At 34.5% G+C, this 22,855-nt stretch carries 28 protein-coding genes; 7 read left to right on the top strand and 21 right to left on the bottom strand.

All coding sequences use genetic code 11. From position 1 onward, the window contains the following. Positions 1-21: 21 nt before the first annotated feature. From BGI23_RS10095 to spoIIP, 3 genes are all read right to left on the bottom strand, one after another. On the bottom strand, positions 22-762 hold the full coding sequence (locus tag BGI23_RS10095) for a M15 family metallopeptidase (RefSeq protein WP_070805846.1): 741 nt from the start codon (positions 760-762) through the stop codon (positions 22-24). Positions 763-773: 11 nt separating this feature from the next. Further along, positions 774-1,271: a GNAT family N-acetyltransferase gene (locus BGI23_RS10090; RefSeq protein WP_044790771.1), complete on the bottom strand. Its 498-nt coding sequence runs from the start codon at positions 1,269-1,271 to the stop codon at positions 774-776. Positions 1,272-1,494: 223 nt separating this feature from the next. Next, positions 1,495-2,649, bottom strand: coding sequence for a stage II sporulation protein SpoIIP (gene spoIIP, locus BGI23_RS10085; RefSeq protein ID WP_001079296.1), 1,155 nt, complete (start codon positions 2,647-2,649; stop codon positions 1,495-1,497). Between the two features lie 88 nt (positions 2,650-2,737). On the opposite strand from spoIIP, the gene BGI23_RS10080 reads away from it, so the two are divergent. Together BGI23_RS10080 and BGI23_RS10075 are read left to right on the top strand one after the other, a co-directional pair. Continuing rightward, complete coding sequence (locus BGI23_RS10080) at positions 2,738-3,037, top strand: hypothetical protein (RefSeq protein WP_000770750.1); 300 nt, start codon at positions 2,738-2,740, stop codon at positions 3,035-3,037. Between the two features lies 1 nt (position 3,038). Beyond that, positions 3,039-3,344 (top strand): hypothetical protein, encoded by a 306-nt coding sequence (locus BGI23_RS10075; RefSeq protein ID WP_041184102.1) that lies wholly within the window; start codon positions 3,039-3,041, stop codon positions 3,342-3,344. On the opposite strand, the gene BGI23_RS10070 is transcribed toward BGI23_RS10075, so the two are convergent. The 4 genes from BGI23_RS10070 to cbpA all read right to left on the bottom strand — a co-directional run bounded on the left by BGI23_RS10070 (position 3,317) and on the right by cbpA (position 6,685). Further along, positions 3,317-3,844: a DUF1572 domain-containing protein gene (locus tag BGI23_RS10070; protein ID WP_016717285.1), complete on the bottom strand. Its 528-nt coding sequence runs from the start codon at positions 3,842-3,844 to the stop codon at positions 3,317-3,319. The genes BGI23_RS10075 and BGI23_RS10070 overlap by 28 nt on opposite strands. A gap of 17 nt (positions 3,845-3,861) precedes the next feature. Next, complete coding sequence (csaA, locus tag BGI23_RS10065) at positions 3,862-4,191, bottom strand: chaperone CsaA (RefSeq protein ID WP_001263033.1); 330 nt, start codon at positions 4,189-4,191, stop codon at positions 3,862-3,864. Between the two features lie 66 nt (positions 4,192-4,257). Beyond that, the gene (brnQ4, locus tag BGI23_RS10060) at positions 4,258-5,595 is read right to left on the bottom strand and encodes a branched-chain amino acid transport system II carrier protein BrnQ4 (RefSeq protein ID WP_014297788.1); all 1,338 of its coding nucleotides are present in this window, start codon (positions 5,593-5,595) and stop codon (positions 4,258-4,260) included. 442 nt (positions 5,596-6,037) lie between these two features. Beyond that, positions 6,038-6,685 carry a cyclic di-AMP binding protein CbpA gene (cbpA, locus tag BGI23_RS10055; RefSeq protein WP_070805845.1) on the bottom strand — a complete coding sequence of 216 codons (648 nt, stop codon included), beginning with the start codon at positions 6,683-6,685 and terminating at the stop codon, positions 6,038-6,040. A 244-nt stretch (positions 6,686-6,929) separates the two neighbouring features. Here cbpA and BGI23_RS10050 point away from each other — a divergent pair, with 244 nt between their 5' ends. From BGI23_RS10050 to BGI23_RS10040, 3 genes are all read left to right on the top strand, one after another. Further along, on the top strand, positions 6,930-7,799 hold the full coding sequence (locus BGI23_RS10050; RefSeq protein ID WP_000055302.1) for a hypothetical protein: 870 nt from the start codon (positions 6,930-6,932) through the stop codon (positions 7,797-7,799). A 208-nt stretch (positions 7,800-8,007) separates the two neighbouring features. Beyond that, positions 8,008-9,315 (top strand): hemolysin family protein, encoded by a 1,308-nt coding sequence (locus BGI23_RS10045; RefSeq protein ID WP_000353746.1) that lies wholly within the window; start codon positions 8,008-8,010, stop codon positions 9,313-9,315. Between the two features lies 1 nt (position 9,316). After that, entirely contained in the window at positions 9,317-9,799 is a 483-nt protein-coding gene (locus BGI23_RS10040; RefSeq protein ID WP_048552152.1) for a DUF456 domain-containing protein, read from the top strand. Between the two features lie 24 nt (positions 9,800-9,823). Here BGI23_RS10040 and BGI23_RS10035 read toward each other — a convergent pair whose 3' ends face one another. The 4 genes from BGI23_RS10035 to cls all read right to left on the bottom strand — a co-directional run bounded on the left by BGI23_RS10035 (position 9,824) and on the right by cls (position 12,585). Beyond that, complete coding sequence (locus tag BGI23_RS10035) at positions 9,824-10,444, bottom strand: NAD(P)-dependent oxidoreductase (RefSeq protein ID WP_070805844.1); 621 nt, start codon at positions 10,442-10,444, stop codon at positions 9,824-9,826. 101 nt (positions 10,445-10,545) lie between these two features. After that, the gene (locus BGI23_RS10030) at positions 10,546-10,725 is read right to left on the bottom strand and encodes a hypothetical protein (RefSeq protein WP_001045960.1); all 180 of its coding nucleotides are present in this window, start codon (positions 10,723-10,725) and stop codon (positions 10,546-10,548) included. Between the two features lie 186 nt (positions 10,726-10,911). After that, positions 10,912-11,370, bottom strand: coding sequence for a spore coat protein (locus tag BGI23_RS10025; RefSeq protein WP_000340559.1), 459 nt, complete (start codon positions 11,368-11,370; stop codon positions 10,912-10,914). 30 nt (positions 11,371-11,400) lie between these two features. Next, a complete protein-coding gene (gene cls, locus BGI23_RS10020) occupies positions 11,401-12,585 on the bottom strand; it encodes a cardiolipin synthase (RefSeq protein WP_000680142.1) in 1,185 nt (394 codons plus the stop codon). A 160-nt stretch (positions 12,586-12,745) separates the two neighbouring features. Here cls and BGI23_RS27275 point away from each other — a divergent pair, with 160 nt between their 5' ends. Beyond that, on the top strand, positions 12,746-12,832 hold the full coding sequence (locus BGI23_RS27275; RefSeq protein ID WP_000505094.1) for a YjcZ family sporulation protein: 87 nt from the start codon (positions 12,746-12,748) through the stop codon (positions 12,830-12,832). Positions 12,833-12,958: 126 nt separating this feature from the next. On the opposite strand, the gene BGI23_RS10015 is transcribed toward BGI23_RS27275, so the two are convergent. From BGI23_RS10015 to cotH, 8 genes are all read right to left on the bottom strand, one after another. Beyond that, the gene (locus tag BGI23_RS10015) at positions 12,959-13,465 is read right to left on the bottom strand and encodes an acyl-CoA thioesterase (RefSeq protein ID WP_000141167.1); all 507 of its coding nucleotides are present in this window, start codon (positions 13,463-13,465) and stop codon (positions 12,959-12,961) included. 195 nt (positions 13,466-13,660) lie between these two features. Then, positions 13,661-14,530 carry a TIGR03943 family putative permease subunit gene (locus BGI23_RS10010; RefSeq protein WP_000488049.1) on the bottom strand — a complete coding sequence of 290 codons (870 nt, stop codon included), beginning with the start codon at positions 14,528-14,530 and terminating at the stop codon, positions 13,661-13,663. Positions 14,531-14,533: 3 nt separating this feature from the next. Next, a complete protein-coding gene (locus tag BGI23_RS10005) occupies positions 14,534-15,430 on the bottom strand; it encodes a permease (RefSeq protein WP_070805843.1) in 897 nt (298 codons plus the stop codon). A gap of 198 nt (positions 15,431-15,628) precedes the next feature. Beyond that, positions 15,629-16,570: a magnesium transporter CorA family protein gene (locus BGI23_RS10000; RefSeq protein WP_000932396.1), complete on the bottom strand. Its 942-nt coding sequence runs from the start codon at positions 16,568-16,570 to the stop codon at positions 15,629-15,631. A gap of 335 nt (positions 16,571-16,905) precedes the next feature. After that, positions 16,906-18,285 (bottom strand): putative polysaccharide biosynthesis protein, encoded by a 1,380-nt coding sequence (locus BGI23_RS09995; RefSeq protein ID WP_070805842.1) that lies wholly within the window; start codon positions 18,283-18,285, stop codon positions 16,906-16,908. A gap of 96 nt (positions 18,286-18,381) precedes the next feature. Next, a complete protein-coding gene (uptA, locus tag BGI23_RS09990; protein WP_000881205.1) occupies positions 18,382-18,984 on the bottom strand; it encodes an undecaprenyl phosphate transporter UptA in 603 nt (200 codons plus the stop codon). Positions 18,985-19,088: 104 nt separating this feature from the next. After that, positions 19,089-19,706, bottom strand: a complete 618-nt coding sequence (locus BGI23_RS09985) for an NUDIX hydrolase N-terminal domain-containing protein (protein WP_000216929.1) — start codon at positions 19,704-19,706, stop codon at positions 19,089-19,091. A gap of 105 nt (positions 19,707-19,811) precedes the next feature. After that, positions 19,812-20,888: a spore coat protein CotH gene (gene cotH / locus BGI23_RS09980; protein WP_000937983.1), complete on the bottom strand. Its 1,077-nt coding sequence runs from the start codon at positions 20,886-20,888 to the stop codon at positions 19,812-19,814. 181 nt (positions 20,889-21,069) lie between these two features. On the opposite strand from cotH, the gene exsB reads away from it, so the two are divergent. Then, a complete protein-coding gene (exsB, locus tag BGI23_RS09975; protein ID WP_044790759.1) occupies positions 21,070-21,630 on the top strand; it encodes an exosporium protein ExsB in 561 nt (186 codons plus the stop codon). Positions 21,631-21,685: 55 nt separating this feature from the next. Here the strand turns inward: exsB and BGI23_RS09970 are convergent, their stop codons facing one another. Both BGI23_RS09970 and BGI23_RS09965 read right to left on the bottom strand, forming a co-directional pair. Then, a complete protein-coding gene (locus BGI23_RS09970) occupies positions 21,686-22,297 on the bottom strand; it encodes a phosphoserine phosphatase 1 (protein WP_070805841.1) in 612 nt (203 codons plus the stop codon). Positions 22,298-22,309: 12 nt separating this feature from the next. Next, on the bottom strand, positions 22,310-22,855 hold the full coding sequence (locus BGI23_RS09965) for a short-chain dehydrogenase (RefSeq protein ID WP_070805840.1): 546 nt from the start codon (positions 22,853-22,855) through the stop codon (positions 22,310-22,312).

The raw sequence follows: 22,855 nt of genomic DNA, 5'->3' as shown, positions 1-22,855 counted from the left end.
TCCTTCTCTCCCCTCAATTGTTCACTGCGCTACTTCTTCAAGCGTGAGTTGATTTTCATATAAATATGTAGCTTGTGGATTCCCCACATACCTCACATGCCATGGTTCATATCGATAACCAGTAAGCGACTCCTTCTCTTTCGTATATCGAATGACAAAACCAAATTTATGGGCATTTTCAGAAAGCCACTGCCCTTCTTTCGTTTCACCAAAAATTGTCTCTAACTGAAACTTAGCAGATTGCGATGTAATATCCATAGCAAGCCCCGTTTGATGTTCACTCGTTCCAGGAACTGCACTCGACATTGCTGTTTTTGCTTCTCCATCTTGTTTTTTATACATTGTATTTAACGCTTTTTGTCGATCAAAAGATCTAAATCCAGAAACTGCAAATAAGAAAATACGCTCCTTATCCGCTTGCTGAAACATTTCCTCAAGCGCACCAGCTGCCTCTTTCCTCATTTTTTTCTTTTCTTGATCACCTTCACTTGAGTAGCGCACTTTCGGAATAACTAAATCTGGCGGTTTATACCCATCTGGTAAACGCCTACTTTTATTCACAAGCACAAGCATCGAATTCGGATTACTAATTACCGCAATATCCCCATCCATATTCGCAATCGTTTCTTTCGCTTTCGGAAATATGTTATTTACATTCACCTCGCGCGCCTGCTTATCCTTATACATTTTATAATTAATTCCTGCTACTCCAACAATGAGTATCATCGCTACGATACCAAGTAGTATCCATCTTTTTTTCATATAACGACCTCTTATTTTAATAATTTGGCCATTTCATACTCATCGATGTTCTCTCCATCGATAATAAGAGAAGCTCTTTTGACACCTTCTTTCTCAAATCCAACTTTTTTATATAGTGCCTGAGCTCTTGTATTGTGGGCCATTACCGTTAATTCTAAACGCCATATATCTTGTAATCTTGCCCACTTCTCGACCTCTTTAAACAATCTAGTCCCAATACCTCGCCCGCTATACTCTTGCAAAATACCAATTACAATACTTGCTACATGTCGCTTTCTTTGAATATGATTTCCATTCACTAAAATAAATCCTACTATTCTCTCTTCTTCAACTGCTACGAATATTGTTGTATATTTATTTTCTATAAAGCGATGAATCATTTGTTCTTGTTGCTTGGCTGTAAATTTTCTTTCTCCTGGTTCGTATAACATAAATTTCGTTTCTTCATCTAATTGCTTACTTAATTGCAAAAATGATGCTGCATCTTCTATTTGGATTTCCCTAATCACTTCAATCACCCTACCAGTTTCATAATAAAAAGCTTTCCTTGTAAAAAGATTTTCTCTACTTTCCCGAAAATCCCTTTATAAATCTCCCAGTATAATTTGACAAATTTCGATATCACTATAACAACGGAAAATTATGTCTATTCTGTGACATCTCATCATTACAAAGAAAAAACGTAAGTATTACACTTACGTTTTTCAGACTCCCACTAATTTATGTTTCACTTTATCCATTCACCTTTTCTGCCTGCCAAAAATATTCACCAAACGCTTTAGCTAGCGCATCAATCGATCGATTTAGTTCTTCCTCTGTATTATCTACGCCACCAACTTCAATTAATATCGCTTGTCCTGACAAATCTTGATTGTAGACACCATTTCCTGTTTGGAATCCTTTTTGAATGACACCGCGGCTAACGCCTGGATATTTCTTACTAATCGTCTCATGTAATGCCGTTGCTAATTGCAAGTTTTTTTCATAGTTTTTGTTACCTTTCCCTACTACAAACGCAAGCTTCGCATATGATTTATCACCGATTATTTTTGTCGTGACATTTTTCCGAGCACTATCACGATGTAGATCAAAGAAGTATTGTAATTCTTTATTGCCGGCCATTGCTTCTTGTACAATTTCCCGTGACATTTTATAAGAACTATTGCTATTTAATCCTTTACTAATCAACTTTTGCCCAACATCAGTCTTGTCGTTAGTTGCTCCGATTCCTTCATTTGCTAATTGTTCACGAAATCGGTCGCCGACTATTGAAATATTCGTTACGGAACTTGTGGCTTTATTCGGATTTGGATCATTTGTTAAATTCAATAATGGCAAATAAGATTCCCAGCTATGCGAATGATAAATAAATGCAACTTGTCGTTTTCCTGTCGTTTGAGCTGGTTGCTTTTTCTCTTTATTCGTATCCGGCTTTTGAGCCTGTCCACCTTCTCCAGTCCGTTCTTTTACTACTTCTTCAAGTGGAACGCTCGACTCTATAGGCAAGTTAGAATAATTTGTTCCTTCACCCGCAATAACAATTTCTGTATCGTACTTACCGAAACCAGGTAGCTCTTTACCGACAAAACTGCGTACATCGTTAAAACGAATATTCGTAGCCATAGAAAAGAGAAACGAAGATATTGAAAAATCTTGATTTAAATTTCGATATTCCTGTGTAAAATAATGATTCTCTTTCCCAAGAACGTACATGTAACCATTCATTGATAACTCATTTAACCAATTATATAAATACGTTGACTTTGTCTCTTTCATAGAGGTTACCATCATACTAATAAGAAAAAAAGTCGCTAGTACTGTAGCAATAATAAATAATACTAACTTACGTACACTCGTGAATTTCACATAAAAAAAGCCTCGATTCATACTATCACCTCTCTATTTCAAGTTATGTACAAGCTCTAGAGAATAGACCGTCTAAATTCAGGCTATATTGTTAATGAGGTGAAATGAATTGAAACTACTAATAGGAACACTACCCGTTGTACTATCATTTATTTTTTATTGGCTTGCTAAGCATCCTACCATCCGTGTTGCGTTACATATTTCAGCATATCTAGCACTTTATGCACTCGGTACAATCATTTCTATTCATATATATGATGTTTTAATACAAGACTTAGTTTTTATGACAAGTATCCATGGGATTTTACTAAATCCATTTTTTCTTATATCAGGAGCGTATATAGGGATATACACTTTATACCTACTTTTGTCCTACATTATTACAAATATAAAAAATGGAGCGCAATGAAATGCAACCACCGTTCATCTGTCATACATGCAAAAAAAGAATTACGCGAAAGAAAGATCTTATTACTACCACATGGTACTTCCGCTTTTATGTATTTCATAGTGATTGTTTTAAACGACAGCAAGTGTTTCTCTCACGATTTATCCCTGTGAATACACTTATTAATTTCTTTCTTATTATATATGGGCTGATTGTTGGTAGCATTCTTATGACTGTAGAGCCATCTATCATTTGGCTTGTTTTCTTACTTCCAATTTTATATCGGTTTCTTTCCTATTATTATGTTGAACGTTTTTTCTCTAAATGAAAGTTAGACTTTCCTCTAGGAATACTTAAACATTCCCACTCATTTTCTTTTAACATTTTACCAATGTAAATCATTTGTCCAATATGCAAAGCATAATGAGAAATTTGTCTTTCAATTGCTTGCATGACAGTATGCGCTTCACCGCGAATATATACCGTCTGCAATAAATGTTCTGACGTTAGTGCATTCATCGTTTTAAAAACATATTCCCAACCTTCATTCCATGCTGCGAGTACCTCTTTCTTAGAAGAATAACCACCTTCAAATTCAGCATCTCGGTTACGATCTATTTTTTCACCGTCAGATGTTAAAAAATCCGTCCATCTAGAACGCATATTACCGTGCAGATGCTTAATTATAATTGCTATGCTATTTGTTGCTTCATGAGAAGACCATTCAATCTGTTCATATGATAATTGTGAAAGCACCCGTTCCCCTTGTTTCTTTGTTGCTTCAAAATTTGAAATGGCACACTGTACGTATTCGCGTCCAATATCCATGTTCCCCCGCCTTTACATTAACTAATTTTTGTTCCATTTGGTAATTCCATATTAGGCTGCAGTAATACAACATCACCCGCTTCAGGTACTCCTCCTAAAACAAGTACTTCTGATTTAAATCCCGCTACACGCTTTGGCGGAAAATTTACAACAGCAACGATTTGCTGACCGATTAAATCTTCTGGGTTATATCTCTTCGTAATTTGAGCACTTGACTGCTTCATTCCCAGCTCTCCAAAATCAATTTCTAGTTTAATCGCTGGAACTCTCGCTTCTTTAAATTCCTCTGCATGTGTTACAGTCCCAATCCGTAAATCCAAAGTTAAAAAATCTTCAAAATTAGCCATTTTATCACTCCTTTCATTTATTACTTAGACAAAACAAAAAAATCCCCTTTAAAAAAAGAAAGGCGCCTAAGCACCTTTCTTTTGTAATTCACTTGATTCATTTGATTTATAGAAGAAGAAACCGAGGATCCCGCCAATACATGATGGGATTAACCATCCTATTCCTTCTTTATATAATGGTAACATTTGTAGTACGTTAGAAATCGCGTCAATTTTAATATTCGCACTTTCTAAACCGTTAAAGAAACTAATTAACAACGCACCTAAAATAGCTCCAATATAAATGGTATTACGCTTCCCAATCCATTTATGGAAGTAAGAAAGTACAATTAATACGATTGCAACTGGATAAATGATCATTAACACTGGTAAAGTAACTGCGATTAATTGTGTTAAACCTAGGTTAGATACAATTAAACTAAATACACATACCATTGTTACAATTGTTTTATGCGAAAGTTTTGGGAATAAGTTTGTAAAGAAGCCAGCACAGGCTGATGTTAATCCAACAGAAGTTGTTAAACAAGCAAGTACAATAACAAGTCCTAATAAAATTTTACCACTTGTTCCATATAACTCATTTACAACATTTGTTAAAATAAGCCCACCATTCTCTGATACCCCAAGTGATGTACTTGTTGAACCAAGATAAGCAAGTGATAAATAGATTAACGTTAAACCAAGTACAGCGATAATACCTGATACTACTGTTATTTTTGCAATTTGATTACTCTCTTTTATTCCTTTAGAGCGGATAACTTGTACAACTACAATTCCAAATACAAGCGCACTAATTGCATCCATCGTTAAATATCCTTGAATAAATCCACCAAAGAAAGCATTTTCCTTGTATGCCTCTAGCGGTGCAGCTGGTTCTCCAATCGGATCAACAATTGCCTTTCCGACAATTACAGCAACAATTAATACTAACAATGGTGTAAGAAATTTCCCGAACCAATCCACTAATTTTGATGGATTTAAAGATAAATACCAAGTTATTCCGAAGAAAATTATAGTGAAAAGAAATAGCATGTACCATTCGGAAACTAATGCTTCTGATAAAAATGGCTTCATACCCATTTCAAATGAAACGGCTCCCGTACGCGGAATCGCGAAAAAAGGTCCAATCGCTAAATAACTAATTAATGGGAAAACAAACGCAAATATAGGGTGAACTCTAGAAGATAGCGCTTTCAAGTCCCCCTCTACAAACGCGACAGCTGTTACAGCTAATAGGGGTAATCCGACTCCCGTTACAAGGAATCCAATTGTAGCAACCCAAACATTCTCTCCAGCTTGTTGCCCTAAAACTGGTGGAAAAATTAAATTTCCTGCCCCTAAAAATAGTGCAAATAACATTAAACCAATTGCTACCGTATCACCTGGCCTTAAACGTCCCTTCATGCTTTTCATTTGCATAGCACTTTTTCATTGTTTATCTCTATTTTCACAATATGCTATGCATCCTCCTCTCTGTTCAAGCTGATAAAATATGCCCCTTACAAAGCAGTGTCTTTCTCCATAATTTCTCCAGTCCCCTTATTTTTACTCTAATTATTAATTTTGATTTTTGATTTTTTTGAATTTTTAAATCATTAGAGTGGTATTGCGTGGAGTATAGTTGTCAGACCTCTTTGTTTTTATCACACATATAGTAACATATTTAGTTGAAAAATAAAAACATATTTTCAAATTGACTTTTTTGAAAATCAAAATTATCTACATTTTTTATTCTTTTGCACAAATATTGTTTCAGACTCACTTATTATCCTATCGTTATTTTCAAATAATTTTATACACATAACATAACAAAAGCCATCCAACATAATTAGACGGCTTTTGCATATTATTCTATCGTTTCAACTTCACGTGGATTTTTCATCTCTTCCACATACACCACTCTAAATCCGTGATCTTCTAAATCTTTCAATAACGTCTCTAATTCACCATCTTTAAACTCTTCTCCTAATGTAAACATAATTCTACGAACTAATAAGGCATCATTATCAAAAGTCATTAAACTTTGGATACCTGTATATTTTTTTAATACTGTCGATAATTTTTGAATAGCCCCATTATAATCTTGTGTCCCAATCATGACAGAATATTTACTAGAATGAACGCCCCAAGCATCTTCTAATAGCTCAAAAACTTTTTTATGCGTTAAAATCCCAAGAAAGACTCTTTTTTCATCAACTACTGATAAATAAGGTAATTTTTTTATTGTAAAAAATACTTTAAAGAACGAAGAATCTTCTCTGACATATCCTTCTTTATCGTTTAATAGTTGTAATACACTCTCTTCCAGTGAACCTTTATATTCTAAAATATCTACTTTATATATATTCCCTAAATATTTCTCTTTTTTTTCATCTAAAACTGGTACACAACGATAACCAGTTTTATTTAAATGCCCTAGCGCTTCCCCTACTGTAATTGAACTTGAGCAAAATAAAACTTCCCTTTTCGGCACATAATTCCCTTTAATCCTCATAAACAGCCTCCTTATGTTAAAATACTTTCTGTGCCATAACTATATTATATTTTCAGAAAAAAATAAATAATTTATTTTATTTTTCTGAAAATTATTCATTTTCTTGTCATAATTTATTCACGTTTCATTCAATTCTATCCACTACAATACTAAACTTCTTTAAGAAAAATATATTGTAACTTACTCCGAAAAAAGCTAAAATAAGAATAAGAATTTTCTGAATATTCAAAGAGTAGGTGATTACATGTCTTTATTGCGCTCACATATATATAAATTTATCGTTGGTGTTCTCATTATATTTATCATTAGTCCTATTCCAACTTTATTCATTACACATAAATACTCATACATCACCGGCTTTATAAGCATTTTCCATAACTTCGCACAACTTTCTTCGATGACAATTCCAAAGATTGATTGGATGCACGAATCTATCTTTTTCTCAGCAAATCAGATGGTACATACTGCTAATCAATCAACACCGTTATTCCCTTACATGTGGGAAATATATTTTTTATCGATTGTTCGTTTTACCTTTACTCTTGCAATCGGATTCTTCATCAGCTTAGGGATTGGCCATTTATTTTTTAAAGCACCTCAATCGGTTAAAAAGTTCGCTTCTTTATTAAGATGGATTCCTTATTCTTTATGTACTGTATTATTACAATGCGCAGTCTTATTACTACTCCTATACATCACAAAATTTATAAAGATTCCTTACTACTCATCTTTTATCATCGTTTGTAGTACTTCCATGATTATCGTTATGCAAGCAATAAAAAAATGGATTCCTTTCTTAAGTAATACAAATGAATATGAAATAAAACAAGCTTCTTTCCTTGTAGATACATTGTTTTTAGCGCTTACTTCGAATCATAAATCTATTTTAGGTTCCATTATTCTTTCATTCGTTTTTATGGAATGCGTTTTTCACGCAAGTGGACTATTGCAATTTATCGTTCAATTCGGCGGAAATGCACCTATTATTGTTACAATTAGCTTATTACTTTTGTATATCCCGTATTGTATACTCTCATTCCTTCAAACACTATGGACGACAAACCACTTTAAACAACAATCATACGCTTTAACGAGAAGTATTCCAAAACCTTAATTTGAAATAACCCTCTAGAATCTGAAAGTAGAGGGTTATTCCTTTTGTATAGCGGACAAAATAACAGCAAATTCAAAAACCATTGCAGAAACATACCAATATTTACCCTTTTTCTTTGACTATTCTTTTCATTTGGATTTATTATAAAAGTATAACATAATTGCAGGAGGTGACATCTTTATTCCAAGCGACGGAATAGAGAATACACTTGGACATATTAAATATTTTTCTCATCATTGTACTTATCCTTATTTCCGGCTTTTTCGTTGCATCAGAATTCGCTGTTGTAAAAGTACGAAAAAGTCGAATTGACCAGCTTGCAAATGAAGGCAATAAACAAGCTTTAGCTGCAAGAAGTGTCATATCTAATTTAGATGTTTATTTATCAGCTTGTCAGCTCGGGATTACAATCACTTCTTTAGGGCTTGGTTGGCTTGGTGAACCGACTGTGGAACATTTACTACGACCGCTCTTTGAAAAGATTAATATTACTGGAACAATGGCAAATACTTTATCCTTTATTATCGCTTTTAGCGTGATTACATTTTTCCATGTTGTATTAGGTGAATTAGTTCCAAAGTCTTTTGCAATTCAAAAAGCAGAGGCAATCACGCTTAAGTTTGCACGACCACTTATTTTATTTGATAAAATTATGTACCCGTTCATTTGGTTACTTAATAGTACGGCTATCTTTTTCACAAAACTACTCGGTTTAGAACCTGCGAAAGAAAATGAACTGGCCCATTCTGAAGAGGAACTACGACTCATTTTAGGTGAAAGTTTCAAAAGCGGCGAAATAAATCAAGCCGAATATAAATATGTAAATAATATTTTTGAATTTGACGACCGAGTTGCGAAAGAAATTATGGTCCCTCGTACAGAAATGATTTGCTTATCTACTGAAAATACGTTAGAAGAAAATATGGATATCGTCGCAACTGAAAAGTATACACGCTACCCTATCATCGAAAAAGATAAAGATGATATTATCGGTATGATCAATACGAAAGAAGTATTTCATGATCAAACGAAGGGCATTCATAAGCCACTTGAATCTTACATACATCCAGTACTAACTGTCTTTGAAACTGTTCCAATTCGCAAAACGTTAGTTCATCTACAAAAGAATCGCGTTCAGATGGCAATCGTTATGGATGAATATGGTGGTACGGCTGGACTTTTAACAATGGAAGATATTCTCGAAGAAATTATTGGAGAAATTCAAGATGAGTTTGATGCGGATGAATCACCTATGATTGAAAAGCGTACGCCGAAGCTTACTGTTTTAGACGGTAAGGTGCTCATTTCTGAAGTGAATGATATGTTTGGCCTACATATTGATGATAGTGATTTAGATACAATTGGAGGTTGGCTCCTCTCTCAAGCAGTGGACTTAAATATTGAGGCTGGTTATTCCATTGAATTTGCCGGTTTTCAGTTTAAAGCACTAGAACTTGATGGACATCAAGTGAAAAAAATTGCGGTACATAAATTAGACACGAAGAAGGAGCTATAAAGTGATAGTATTATTAACAATCTGTATCATTGCCTGTTTTATTGTTTCATTTCTTGCCTTTATTTACCCTATCATTCCAGGCATCCTCGCTGTCTGGGCTGGATATTTCATTTACCATTTCGGTATAAATGGTGGAGAACTAACAACTTCTTTTTGGATTATTCAAGTCATTTTCACACTATTCATTTTCGTTGCTGATTTTATTGCAAATGGATATTTCTTAAAAAAATATGGAAGTTCTAAATGGGGAGAACGTGTCGGTATGATTTCTATCATTGTCGGATCTTTCTTCTTCCCACCATTCGGTTTAATTATCATACCGTTCTTATCTGTATTTATTACAGAACTCATGCATAAAAAAGCGCCAAAAGACGCCTTTCTAGTAGGAGTTGCTACTGTAGTTGGTTTTTTAAGCAGTACAGTAGCGAAAGCCATTCTCCAAATCATTATGATTATCATATTTGTATGTTATATCGTCTTTTAACCATCCCAATTTCGGGATGGTTTTTTAATAGGAAATACCTACCCGGCTATTCTCATATTGGTTTTCACTACACAGATTCCACGTAAATTGCGCTGTATCACCAACTGTTATTTTTGCTCCTCCTTCTGGTAATACATCTTTTTCAGTTCGATATATACCTGTCACATCACCGTCAATTAAATGCGTCGGACAAACGACCGTCCAGCATAAATTACTACTACTAAGTATCTTATATGCAGCTAAATGATCTTCTGCTGCTGTTGTCGACTTTCTCTTTGATTCCGTTGATTGAAAACGATATAAATTTAGATTTGTTCTTGCTTGTAAAATACCGGCTGTTCCTATTGTAATGATTTTACGAACTCCTTCTTCTTCCATTTTCTTTATAATTTGTGGCATACTCTTCGCTAACGTCCCATTTTGATCCGTTCCAAGTGCACTAATTACTATATCGCTTCCTTCTATCGCTTTCTTTATATCATTTTCATTTAATACATTACCTTCTATAACTCGTAATCTTTCATGATTTATTTCTACTCTACTTGAATCACGCGCTAATGCAGTCACTTCTGCTGAATCTTTTAATGCTAATTTAATTATGTTTGAACCTACTCGCCCTGTTGCTCCCAATATACATACTTTCATTTGTTTTCCCCCTCTTTCATTCTTTCTCTATTTTTCAATAATCTCAATCAATTTACAACAAAAAAGCTTCCTCACATAAAAGAGGAAGCTCTATTATTACATTATTTCTTTTCTTTAGAATCCGTAGACTTCTCAGTTCCACTTGTTTCTTTATCCTTTTTATCCTCTTGTTGTGTTGTTGTATCGTCTTCTTTCTTCTTGTCCTCACCTTTACTACAACCTACCATTAATAAAGAACTTGCAAGTGCCATAGCAGTTAATGATTTAACCCATTTGTTCATTTGCGTTTCCTCCCTTTGATAGAATATGTACAATCCCATATTACTCTCTATTTTTAAAGGAAAGATTGAAAAATAGTAAATAAACGGTAAATATTTGTAAATTTTCTGATAATAACTATGTACATATAGTCATTTTTCTCCACGAAAAGTAAAAAACTAAGGCGCCTATCTTTCCGCCTTAGTCTCTTATGCAAATTTCTCATTTTCATATACATGTTTAATCTTATACTCTTTCTTCACGACATATTGCCATACACTATAGGCATAACGATTCATTTTCAGGAAGCAGTTTTCTAAAAACGAGCGAAATTCTGGATTTGCAACTTCAACTGCCACTTGAGCAAACTTTAACGCTAACCGTTTCAAATGCGAAATATAACAAGTTGCAATATAAATATCACCTGTATATTTACTATCAGTTTCCTTTTCCATTTCATGAAAATGAAATGAAATTGGTTCACAAGTTATATGCTGTACATTCTCTCCTTCTTGAAAATTCACTTGTTCATTATATGCTTGCAACATATATGGTAAATGATGCTGTAATAGCTCCTTTAATTCTTCGTCTCTTACCTGTCCTGTATACTCCCCAACCTTATATATAAGCATATAACTATACCTCATCAATTCTTTCATACAATCCATGAAAGTGCCTCCCTACTTTTTGTCTATATGCTATAAATATGATGCTATAACATTTGCTATTCTTGCTAAAAACCAATCCCATTTACTAATTTTCTCAAAATCTTCTTCCGAAAATCTTTTTGATTTATGGAAGTCTTCTTTTAGTCGATCCCATACGTCAGCAACAACTGTTTTATCATATACGACACAATTAGATTCACAATTTAAATAAAAACTTCTATTATCAAAATTCGCTGTACCTATATCAACAATTTCTCCATCAATGATTGTTACTTTCCCGTGAAAAAAACCATTCCGATATTGATAGATCTCCGCCCCAGCATGGTTCATCTCTCTCAAATACGGATAGGCAGCTTGTTTTAACAATACTGCATCACTTTTAAATGGTACGAGAATTTTCACATTGACACCGCGGTTTAATGCACCTTTTAACTCTTTCATCATTTCTTTACTTGGTACAAAATATGGTGTAGCAATAATTAAAGACTTTTTAGCCTGCTTTAAAAACGCTCCATATTTTTCCCATAACCCTTTTCCATCTGAAAATAAATATTGATATTTTACATTCCCAATTGCAGGTAGACTTTCATGTACAGGCATTTTTTCTCCCGTATCTTCTTTCCAGTCAGCAGCAAATTTTCTTTCCATATCCGTGGCACCATTCCCCTTAACTCGCACATGATAATCACGCCACTGGCCAAATTTCGGATCTTGTCCAAGGTATTCCTTTCCGATGTTAAAGCCGCCGATATATGATACTTTTCCGTCTATCGTAACAATTCGTCTATGATTTCGCTGATGCAACGAATAGAATAAATGTTTCAATTTAGGTTTTTTACTAAACGTAAACTGGACACCATTGCTTTGTAGTTGACGAATTACCTTTTTCTTCAGCTTATATCCACCTATTCGATCGACTGACAATTTCACTTCTACTCCGCTAGATGCCTTTTTCTCGAGCAACTGCAAAAACTCTTTGCTTATTTCATCTTTACCTACAATATAAAAATGGATATATATGTACTTCTCCGCATTACGTATATCCTCAAATAAATTCGTATATAACTCTTCACCGTTCGTATACAGTTGAAATTCACCTAATCGAACTTGTCCTACTTCATATTCACTAGCCATTTTTTTCCCCATTTCCACATCGATGTTCATCCAAATGAATACACCTATTACACAAAGGATTACAACGAAAAAGTGTTTCATGGATATTTTCCTTTCTCCACTTACTGTTATTTCTATATCTTCCCTTTTTTAATACAATATCATTCAAGAAAATATGTCATTGCATGATATATGTCCATATCAAACGATAGCTCATTTGCATATTGTATGTTGTATCTTAAAATAAAAGGAGGAAATAACAATGGGCTTCGCACATGGTAATGGATTCGCGCTATTAGTCGTATTATTTATCCTCTTAATCATCGTCGGTGCTGCTTGCTTCTGCTAAGTAGTTATTGTCACATGATATGCGGATAGAAAAACTATAAAAGCGGACACCTATTTTTAGGTGTCCGCTTTTCATATGAAGAACATTTCGCTCTGTTATAATACCTTTAACAACTAAATATTCAATTCAAAAAGTTAGTAATGTAGCTACTTTCTTACTCTCTGCCTTACGTATATGACGTTGTTCTGCACGTAACACTGCAATGCGATGCAATTCTTTCTCTTCCTCTGTTTCAGGGATTACTCGCGGCACAGGAACTGGATTATTTTCCTTACTCAGTGCAACAAAAGTAACAAAAGACGTTGCTGCGATACGCTTCTCACCTGAAATTAAATCTTCCGCTACTACCTTCACAAATACTTCCATAGAAGTTCTACCCGTCCAAATTACAAAGGATTCATAACTAACACAATCTGAAGAGCGAACAGGATGTAAGAAATCTACCCAATCCATAGAGGCTGTGACACATTCTTTTCTTGCATGCCTCGTTGCTGAAATAGAAGCAACCATATCCATCTCGGCTAATATCTTTCCACCAAATAGCGTATTGTGATCATTTAAATCTGTTGGAAATACTCGGCTCGTTTTAAACACTCTGGACTCATTAGCTGTTTTTCCCTTTACTTCAGTCATTGTTATCACCTCTTTAATTATTTAACCCGCTATTTGTAGACAATAAGAATCCCACCACAAAATTCGGCTAGAGCAAAGAAGTTTGGCAAGAGTTCCCTTCCCCATTCAAACTTGAACAGTATGAGCCTATTACAACTACTCATTTAATATTAACAACATTCAGAACTCTTAGTCCATAAAAAAGAACCGATGTGATCAATCGGCTCCTCTAAATACATATTGCTCTTTCGGTTGTTCAACTTTATTCCATTTCGTTACTTCTAAAACAGGAATATTCGCATGGAACGGCTGATAGAATTCAGTAGAAATTTCTCCCTCTATTTGAATCCAATCATCGTTTTTCCATTCTACCCCTTCTGGTTTTTTCACTAACATACCATATACACCTGAATCTGCTACACAATGTATAATACCGAAACGGAATAAGAAATATTGTTCTTTTTTAGAAGAATCATCTTTGAAAACAAAACCTTTAAATGATAATTTTTTCCCAGTAAATTCGCCAGGATAATTATAAATTGTTTCCATTCCCTTTAGAAAGTTTTCATCATTTAAAGTAACACTATCTTTCGTTACAAACTCTTTCTTCCCTTTCTCCATTACACCACGGTATCCTTCTTTTCCGTAGTATATACTCGTGTCAGGTCTTAAAAATTGCCTTCTCATAAATGGATCTGTACTTTCCGCTTGTGCAACAGGAAAGTGAAACCCTTTCGCTTTAACAATATCAGAATCTAACGTTGCAATCGGGAAAAATAATCCTGAAACAATCGGAAAACAAAACAATGTGTACGAAAATACTTTTTTCCACCATGTATTCTCATCTTTTGAGTGGTCATGCCCGCAATGGCTATGATCACAACTACAATCCTGTTTTCCTTGTTCTTTCTCATGTTCTTTTTGGAAAACGATAATAATTTGAACGATCGTTAAGAAACCTAAAATAATAGCTGCTGTTGTTGATAAATAGGCATACTTCATATTAATATACTTCGTAATATTACCTGAAATATGAAGCTGCGCGATTAAGATTGTAAAACCTAATAATATATATGCTCGAAACATAACCTACCACCCCATCGCATAAATGAGTAGTGAGCTTGCATAAACAACAAGTGTAACTGTAACTGTAACGACAATTACAAATTTCGTTTTAAATGTCGCAAGCATCATAAACATATTTTTAATATCCACCATCGGTCCATATACGAGGAACGCGACAAGTGATGCTGTTGAAAAAGTACTTTGGAATGATGAAGCAATAAACGCATCTGCTTCTGAACAAAGTGATAAAATGTAAGCAAGTCCCATCATAACAGCAGGTGAAGAGAACGGCCCTTGCCCTATAGCAAGTAGTGTTGAAGTTTGTACGAACGTTTGAACTGCCGCTGCAATTAACGCACCTAATACTAAATATTTTCCCATCGAGAAAAATTCCTCAACAGCATGCGTACATACATCCCACATTTTTTTACGTAATGGACGCTTATGATTCACTTCTGGGAAGTGATCATCTGGTAATTGATGTTCTTTAAACATAAATGATAATATAATTCCAACGATAATTGCTACGATAATCGCTACAATAGAACGATACCATACCATGTGCATATTACTTCCAAAGGCAACATATGTTGCAAATAATACGACCGGATTAATAATTGGCCCAGTTAACATAAATGCAATCCCAGCATATGGCGGAACCCCTTTTCCGATTAATCGCCTAACAATCGGAACGATTCCACATTCACAGCCCGGAAACATCATACCTAAAAAAGTAGCCATTAAAACAGACAGAAATCGATTTTTCGGCATCCATTTTGCTACCATATCTTCTGTCACAAACATTTGAATGAATCCTGAAATAAATACACCAATGAGCACAAAAGGAAGTGCTTCGATCAATATGGAGATAAAGATTGTATTCATTTGCAGGAATGCTTTCGGTAATTGAAACAATTCCATGATGTATTTCCTCCAACTTTTCATTAACAATATGTAATTTTAACCCCATTTTATGAATTGAACAAGACTTATACGGAATTCAGCCCTCTCATATACATTACATTTTATAGGTTTTATTCTATTCGAAACTTTCGATTTCATAGCAAAAAAGCTGCTCTAGCGCAGTTATGCAACTATGCTAGAGCAGCTTTCTTACCGTTAAAAGTAACGTTTCTTCCAAAATACAAATGCTAAAGCGCAAGATAATGTTGCACATATTATAAGTACAATTACAAAACCTTGAGCCTCACCTTCAAACGGAACCTTTACGTTCATTCCAAAGAAACTAGAAACCATCGTTGGTAATGATAATATGATTGTAATAGACGTTAACAGCTTCATAACACTGTTTAAATTATTTGATATAACGGAGCTAAAAGTATTCATCATTCCACTTAAAATGTGACTATATATTTCCGCCATTTCAATCGCCTGTTTATTTTCGATTAATACATCTTCTAATAAATCTTGATCGTCTTCATACATTTTTAAAAATGTACTGTTACGCATTAATTTTTGAATTACGATTTTATTCGCTTTTAATGATGTTGTAAAGTAAACTAAACTTTTTTCAAGACCTAGCAATGTGAAAATCTCTTTATTTTTCATCGACTGATTTAATTGATGCTCTAAATCAATTGTTTTTCTGTTAATTTGCTTTAAGTATCTTAAATAATAAGTAGAAATTGTATATAAGAGCTGAAGTGCAAAGCGTGTCTTTTTAAACGTATAAAATTCTTTAATACGTTGATTAATAAAACGTTCAAAAATTGGATTTTCTTCTAAACAAATTGTCACAAAGCAATCTGGCATTACAATCATACCTATTGGAATCGTGTCATAAATCGAATTTCCTTCTTCATCATGTCTAACCGTTGGAATATCCACGATTATTAAAGTATTATTGTCTTCCTTTTCAATACGAGAGCGTTCTTCATCATCTAAAGGGTCTTTAATGAAATCTAAGTCTACATTTAAAGTTTGTACTAGATATTGAATTTCTTCTTCCGTTGGATGAAGTACATTAATCCAGCAACCCTTTTGCATTTCCTCAACCTCTTGTAGTTTTCCGTTTCGGTCTGTTAAATAAATATTTAACATACTATCACCCCGATTCTTTTTACATGTAGGAATCTACCTCTCTTAAACAACAGTTTTTGAACCGCCATTCTCAGCATATGAAACATACGTTTAAATTTCAATAGAAAAATTATTTTGAAAACGTTTTTATAAGAAAAATATTATAAAGTGAAACTTTAATCAGTGGGGGGCTTCATCCCCCCACTGATTTTCAGCCCTCACCAATCGGGCTTTTACGGGCAGCCCGCCCCCAACCAAACTTCTTTTCTTTCGCTGAATTTTAAGGTGAGGATCTTACTGCCCGTTAAAGCGGGATAAACAAAGAAAAAGACAGAGTGCTCTCTGCCTTAAAAAGCTTATGTTGCCTTTATAACATATTTAGAAAGCATCCACAAGTTAAAGCCAACTGAAATCGTATAACCTGCGTATGTTGAAATAATAAAACTTACATAATCGAAATACGGTAGCAATACAATATTTAAAATTATCTTCACAATAATACCAATCACTAATCCTAGCACTGTTTTCTGTTGCTGATTAATTCCTTGTAACATCGCAGCAGTTACTGTAAAAAGAGAAAATAGTATACAGGCAGGAGCATAATACTGTAATATAATTCGCCCCATCTCCGGATCATTTCCGGCACCGAATAAAAGAGTATATACTGGTTTTGCTAACACCATCATTCCAATTGTCGCTGGTACTGTAATCCCTACTACCAATAGATTCGTCCTCGTAAAATGTTTGTACAGTAACTTCACATTTCCTGCTGTATAAGCTTTTGTCATCTCAGGTACGAGTGACATACTAAAAGCAGTCGCAACGGAAACTGGGATAAGTACAACCATCTGAACAAGTCCAATTATTGCATTAATCTTCTCTGCTTCTCCTTGCATATATCCCATTTGTATAAGCAATTTATTAATTGTAAATGTGTCGATCGTCTGATACAACGGAATTGCTAAACCAACCACAACAAATGGTATTGAATATGTAAAGAGCTCCTTATAGAGTGAGAAAAAAGATTTCGTTGTTTGTGGTATACTTGCCATTTCTTTTTTCTTTAAGTGCTTTCTTCTCCTTATGTAATACGCACTTAAAACAGTTAGTCCACCTACCGCTCCCATAAAAGCACCGAATGTTGAAATACCAACAGCTAGTGAGATAGAGGCTTTTAAAATATATAAAACGACAAAACTTCCTATCAAAATGGTTAATACCCGAAAAAATTGCTCTACAACTACACTTAGAGCAGAAGGCCCCATCGATTGGAACCCTTGAAAAAAGCCCCTTAATAAACTCATTACTGGTACAAGTATTAACGCAAAACTGACAATTTGAATATTAGTAGTGACCGCCGCTACACTATTCCCCGTTTGATCATTTCCATCGATTACAAGTTTAGCCAAATGCGGAGCTAGCATATATAACGTAAAACACGAAATAACTCCCATTATAAACATAAACACCATTCCACTTTTCAGCACTCTCTTAACCGTATGATAATCATTTAGTTGATCATATTTTGATACCATCTTTGAAACCGCAAGTGGTAATCCCATCGTCGCAATGCTGAGCATAATCGTATATGGACGATATGCATACGTGTATAACACGTACCCACTCGTACCGACCATAGCTGTAAATGGTATAACATATATAAACCCTAACATTTTAGATATCATCGTTGCCATTGTTAAAAATATCGTTCCACGTATAAACGGTGACCCTTTCATCACATTCCTCCGCTACGCTTTATTATTACACATTATGGACAACTCCTTTTTTTTAGAACCGAAACAAACAAAAAAGCCAATGAAAAATCATTGACTTTAACGTGCCGCTTTTTTCTTTTTGAAATACTTTAAACCGAAGTATAGAGCAATAAAGAGAATCGCTCCTATAATTATGTAATGTGTGTAATCAGATGCATACTCTTTAATATGTCGCCAATTTCCACCAAGCTTTTCACCTAAATATATAAATAGTATTGACCATGGAATAATCGCAACTACTGTATACAGTGTGAATAGTTTTAATGGCATCTTAGCTAATCCTGCTGGAATAGAAATTGCATGACGTACGACTGGGATAAAACGTGCCGAAAAGATTACTCCTGCTCCGTAACGCTTAAACCAATTTTCTGCTATGTCTAAATGGTGTTTATTAATAAGCAGATATTTCCCATATTTCTCTACAACTGGACGTCCTCCGTAGTATCCAAGCCAGTATAAAAAGATTTGGGCTAAAGTACCACCGATTGTTCCAGCAATAACTGCACCGACAAAGCTAATTTTACCATCTGCGACTAAAAAGCCAGCATACGAAAGTACAATTTCACTCGGGATAATTTCAATCATTAAAGCTAGCGCTACTCCAAAGTAACCTAAACTTGCAAAAAATTGCAATAACTGATCTATTATGCTTGCTAACATTTTATTTTCTATCTCCTTTTTTCTTCACATACCATCCCATTATTACATAAAGGTTGCATTCTGCCAATATCTTCATGCCAACAATATCACCGACATACGCATTATTAATCTATTACTATTTCTTTCTGAGGTTCTTTTATGTAGGCAAACATTTGTTTAATTTGCTCTTCTGTATTTCTAGCAATCGATAAATTAGGCAGTTCATCCTCACCAAAAAACTCCACATCATCTGTTTCAATACTAGTTTTCTTTTCACCACCAATAATTTTACATCCAACAAAAATTTTATATACATGCGTTGCTGAAGGCGATGGTTGATGTTTTTCTTTATCAAATATAGCGAGTAGCTTAAAATCATCTACTTCAAACCCTGTCTCCTCTAAAACCTCTTTTGCTGCTACTTCTGTCGGCGTATAACCGATATCAGCCCATCCACCTGGCAATGCCCATTTCCCATCACTTTTTTCTTTCACAAATAATAACTTTTCATTTTGAAAAACAACTGCTCTTATATCAACTTTAGGTGTTTGATAGCCTGTCTCGCTTGCAAATAACTTCTCTACAACTTCCCAATCTGTCTTAGTGTAATGTGACATCATCGAAATAGAAATATCCCGTAATTGTTGGAAACGTTCTATATCATACACATCCTTAGAATACGTTAAACCCGCTTGAGCTATAGATTGTATTTGTTTTGCCCACTCAATCCATTTTACTGTCATGTTTCCACATCCCCATTCTTTATTAAGTACATATTACGTCAATTCTACCAATACATCTTTATTATACAAAAAAAGAGATTGATAATGTTCCAATCTCTTTCAAAATTAATCCAATTCATGTAAATGATCTTGTATATACTTTCTTCTTTTATTTATATATTCCTCAATCATATCAGCTTCTTGATCAAATGTTTCTAATTTTTCTTTCATATATGGATCTTGTAGTAAATAAGGACGAATCGATTCACACAAACTTTCTACTTTCGGCATCATAAATGAAACGGTAAATTGTTCTGCTAATATTTCTTCTAAAATACTTCGGTATTGTTTTCTAAATATAGGTATATCTAACAATCTTGCACTTAACGTGTTATAACCTTGAATACGAATATACTCATGATTAAGTGGTCTCCCTTGTACATCTCGCCCCCAAGTCGCATCATAATCCCACGGTATCACTTCAAATAAGTTCGTTTCATCGTTATGATATAGTGCATAGTTATGAACAAAACCATCAAAGTTTTGCGTGAAAATGACGCCAGCTAACCACCTTAAATATTTGTCTACATGCAAAAACTTTCCAATTTCTTTTTCATAAGCTTCCCTTGACAAAGCGTTCGCTTGAAATACAAATTCACTCAGCTGTTCTTCACTATTTTCATTCGAATATTTAAATTCATAACCTGCAAAAAGCTCGGTCTTAACATCTTTATCTCTCTCACTCATTAAAGAAAAATTCGCATCATCATCTATCGCATAATAAATAGAACCACTCGGTAATCCTCTATTTTTCAAAAAATTTTCATCCACTGATTCTAACTGTAAATATACACCTTGAATTTGACCATTAATTTTTATAAACACATGTTGTGATTTCGGTGAAAGTACACCAATATCATGAAAAAAGTCTAAAGATAATTTATTTCGTATGAGAGACGGATCCATAAACTCAGAATTTAAATGAAACTCTTTCGCACCTTGAAATTTTTTCGGTTTATAAAACATAACATGATAAGATTTCTTCTCAAATTCACGAATATGAGCACCCCGATATACGATATCAATGTCATACTTCTTTTTTCCATAAGTTAATTTTGCTGGTACTGGACTGTCTGACCAAATGTCTTTTTTCAATTCCACTAAGTACATTGGATGAATAAAAAAATCATATGAAGGTAGCATGTTTTCTCATCCCTTCTCAGTTCTCTTCATTCAATGTATGCAACTCGCCTTGTCCATACATCCGCTATCATCTATTTATATAAAATTACACTCTTGTCCTGTTCAGAAAGACGTCATATCTCATATCATGTTAAGGAAAAAGAATACCTTTTCACCTGAATACATGATAAGGAGGATTTCTATGAAACGTGATATTAGAAAAGCGGTTGAAGAAATCAAAAGTGCTGGGATGGAGGATTTCTTACACCAAGATCCAAGTACTTTTGAATGCGATGATGATTGTACTACAAAAATAGAATGTAGCGACGATTGTAAATGTCCAAGAACAAGATGTACTCGCGTGAAACATTGTACGTTCGTTACAAAATGTACGCATGTTAAAAAATGGACATTTGTTACGAAATGTACTCGTGTACGCGTTCAAAAATGGACGTTCGTTACGAAAGTAACACGTAGAAAAGAATGCGTTTTAGTTACAAAACGTACTCGTAGAAAACATTGTACGTTCGTTACAAAATGTGTACGCTTTGAAAAGAAATTTTACTGGACGAAACGATGTTACTGTAAAAAATGCGAATTCTTCCCGAATGGACACGGTGGCTCTTGCGATGATTCATGCGATCATGGTAAAGACTGTCACGATGATGGACACAAATGGAATGATTGCAAAGGCGGACATAAATTCCCATCTTGCAAACACAAGAAATTTGATCACTTCTGGTATAAAAAACGTAATTGTTAGTTTTTATGCCTAGAAAAAAAGGCCGTTTTGCGGCCTTTTTTATGTTTATCCCGCTTTATTGAAAATGACTTATATCTGCAAATTGCTTCACTTCACCTTCACCATCTTCAAATTCTATTATACTTAGACTAGCACTATGCATAAATGGATCATCCCACACATTTTCTATTTCAATACCTGCAAAATGTCCTACAAGTAGCTTTGCCGCTGCCGCATGAGAAACAATTAATATACTTTCTCCTTTATGCTTTTCTAAAAGAATCTGCATCCCCTCAATTACCCTTTTATGAACAGCCTCAAAATTTTCTCCTGATGTTGACTGAAAAAGATGTGGTTCATACCAAAATAACTGTATGTCGTCTGGGTATTGCCTTTCTATATCATCAATTGTCTGTCCTTCCCATATACCCATGCTAATTTCATAGAAATGCTCATCCGCGATTATCGGTATATCACGTTCTCCCTTTATTAACTCTGCAGTATGAAGGGTTCTTTCACTCGGACTACTATAGATCGCATGAATAGATAAATCTTTCATTCGCTCTCCTAATTGCTTAGCTTGCAGTATACCATTTTCAGTTAAAGCAGAATTTTTCCGTCCTTGCATTCGCTTCGCTACATTCCATTCCGTTTCACCATGCCTTGTTACATATACCGTTGTCTTCACTTCAATTCCCCCTTACCATGTTGGCCGCAATTCCCACGGTTCTACTCGTCCTACAATCCATTCATTACATTTACTTTCAATTTCTTTTATTACCCCATCCGATATTTCTTCATGAGTAAGCCATCTTGCGTATGTATCTTCTAATATAAAACCTAAAATTATTCTATGATAGCTACATCGCGTACCGCCTATTTTTTGTGAGGCTATTCTCGACGCTTTACTGCCTAAAATATGAAAAACGTCGTATGTTTCAGACGACAAGTCTAATTCTCTACAAATAAGTGATAACGCATCTTTTGCACTTGCGTGTATCCATGCGACAACTAATGTTATTGGGCCATTCCTCTCAATTGTGTTTTTAATAGCTAACTTTACACCGTCATCATTATGATAATCTAACGGAAGGCATGTGATACTTTCAGGTGTAGTACTCTCCCGTTTAACATTTTCTAATTTCACTTCATCTCTTCCAATAATAGAAACATGAAACCCTTGCTCACAAAGCCACATAGACACCCTCTTTAACATTCCTGTTCCACCAATTACTAGCGCATGCAA

Source organism: Bacillus sp. ABP14 (assembly GCF_001831375.1).
GTDB classification, from domain to species: domain Bacteria; phylum Bacillota; class Bacilli; order Bacillales; family Bacillaceae_G; genus Bacillus_A; species Bacillus_A paranthracis.
This window is presented reverse-complemented; position numbering and strand designations above follow the sequence as displayed.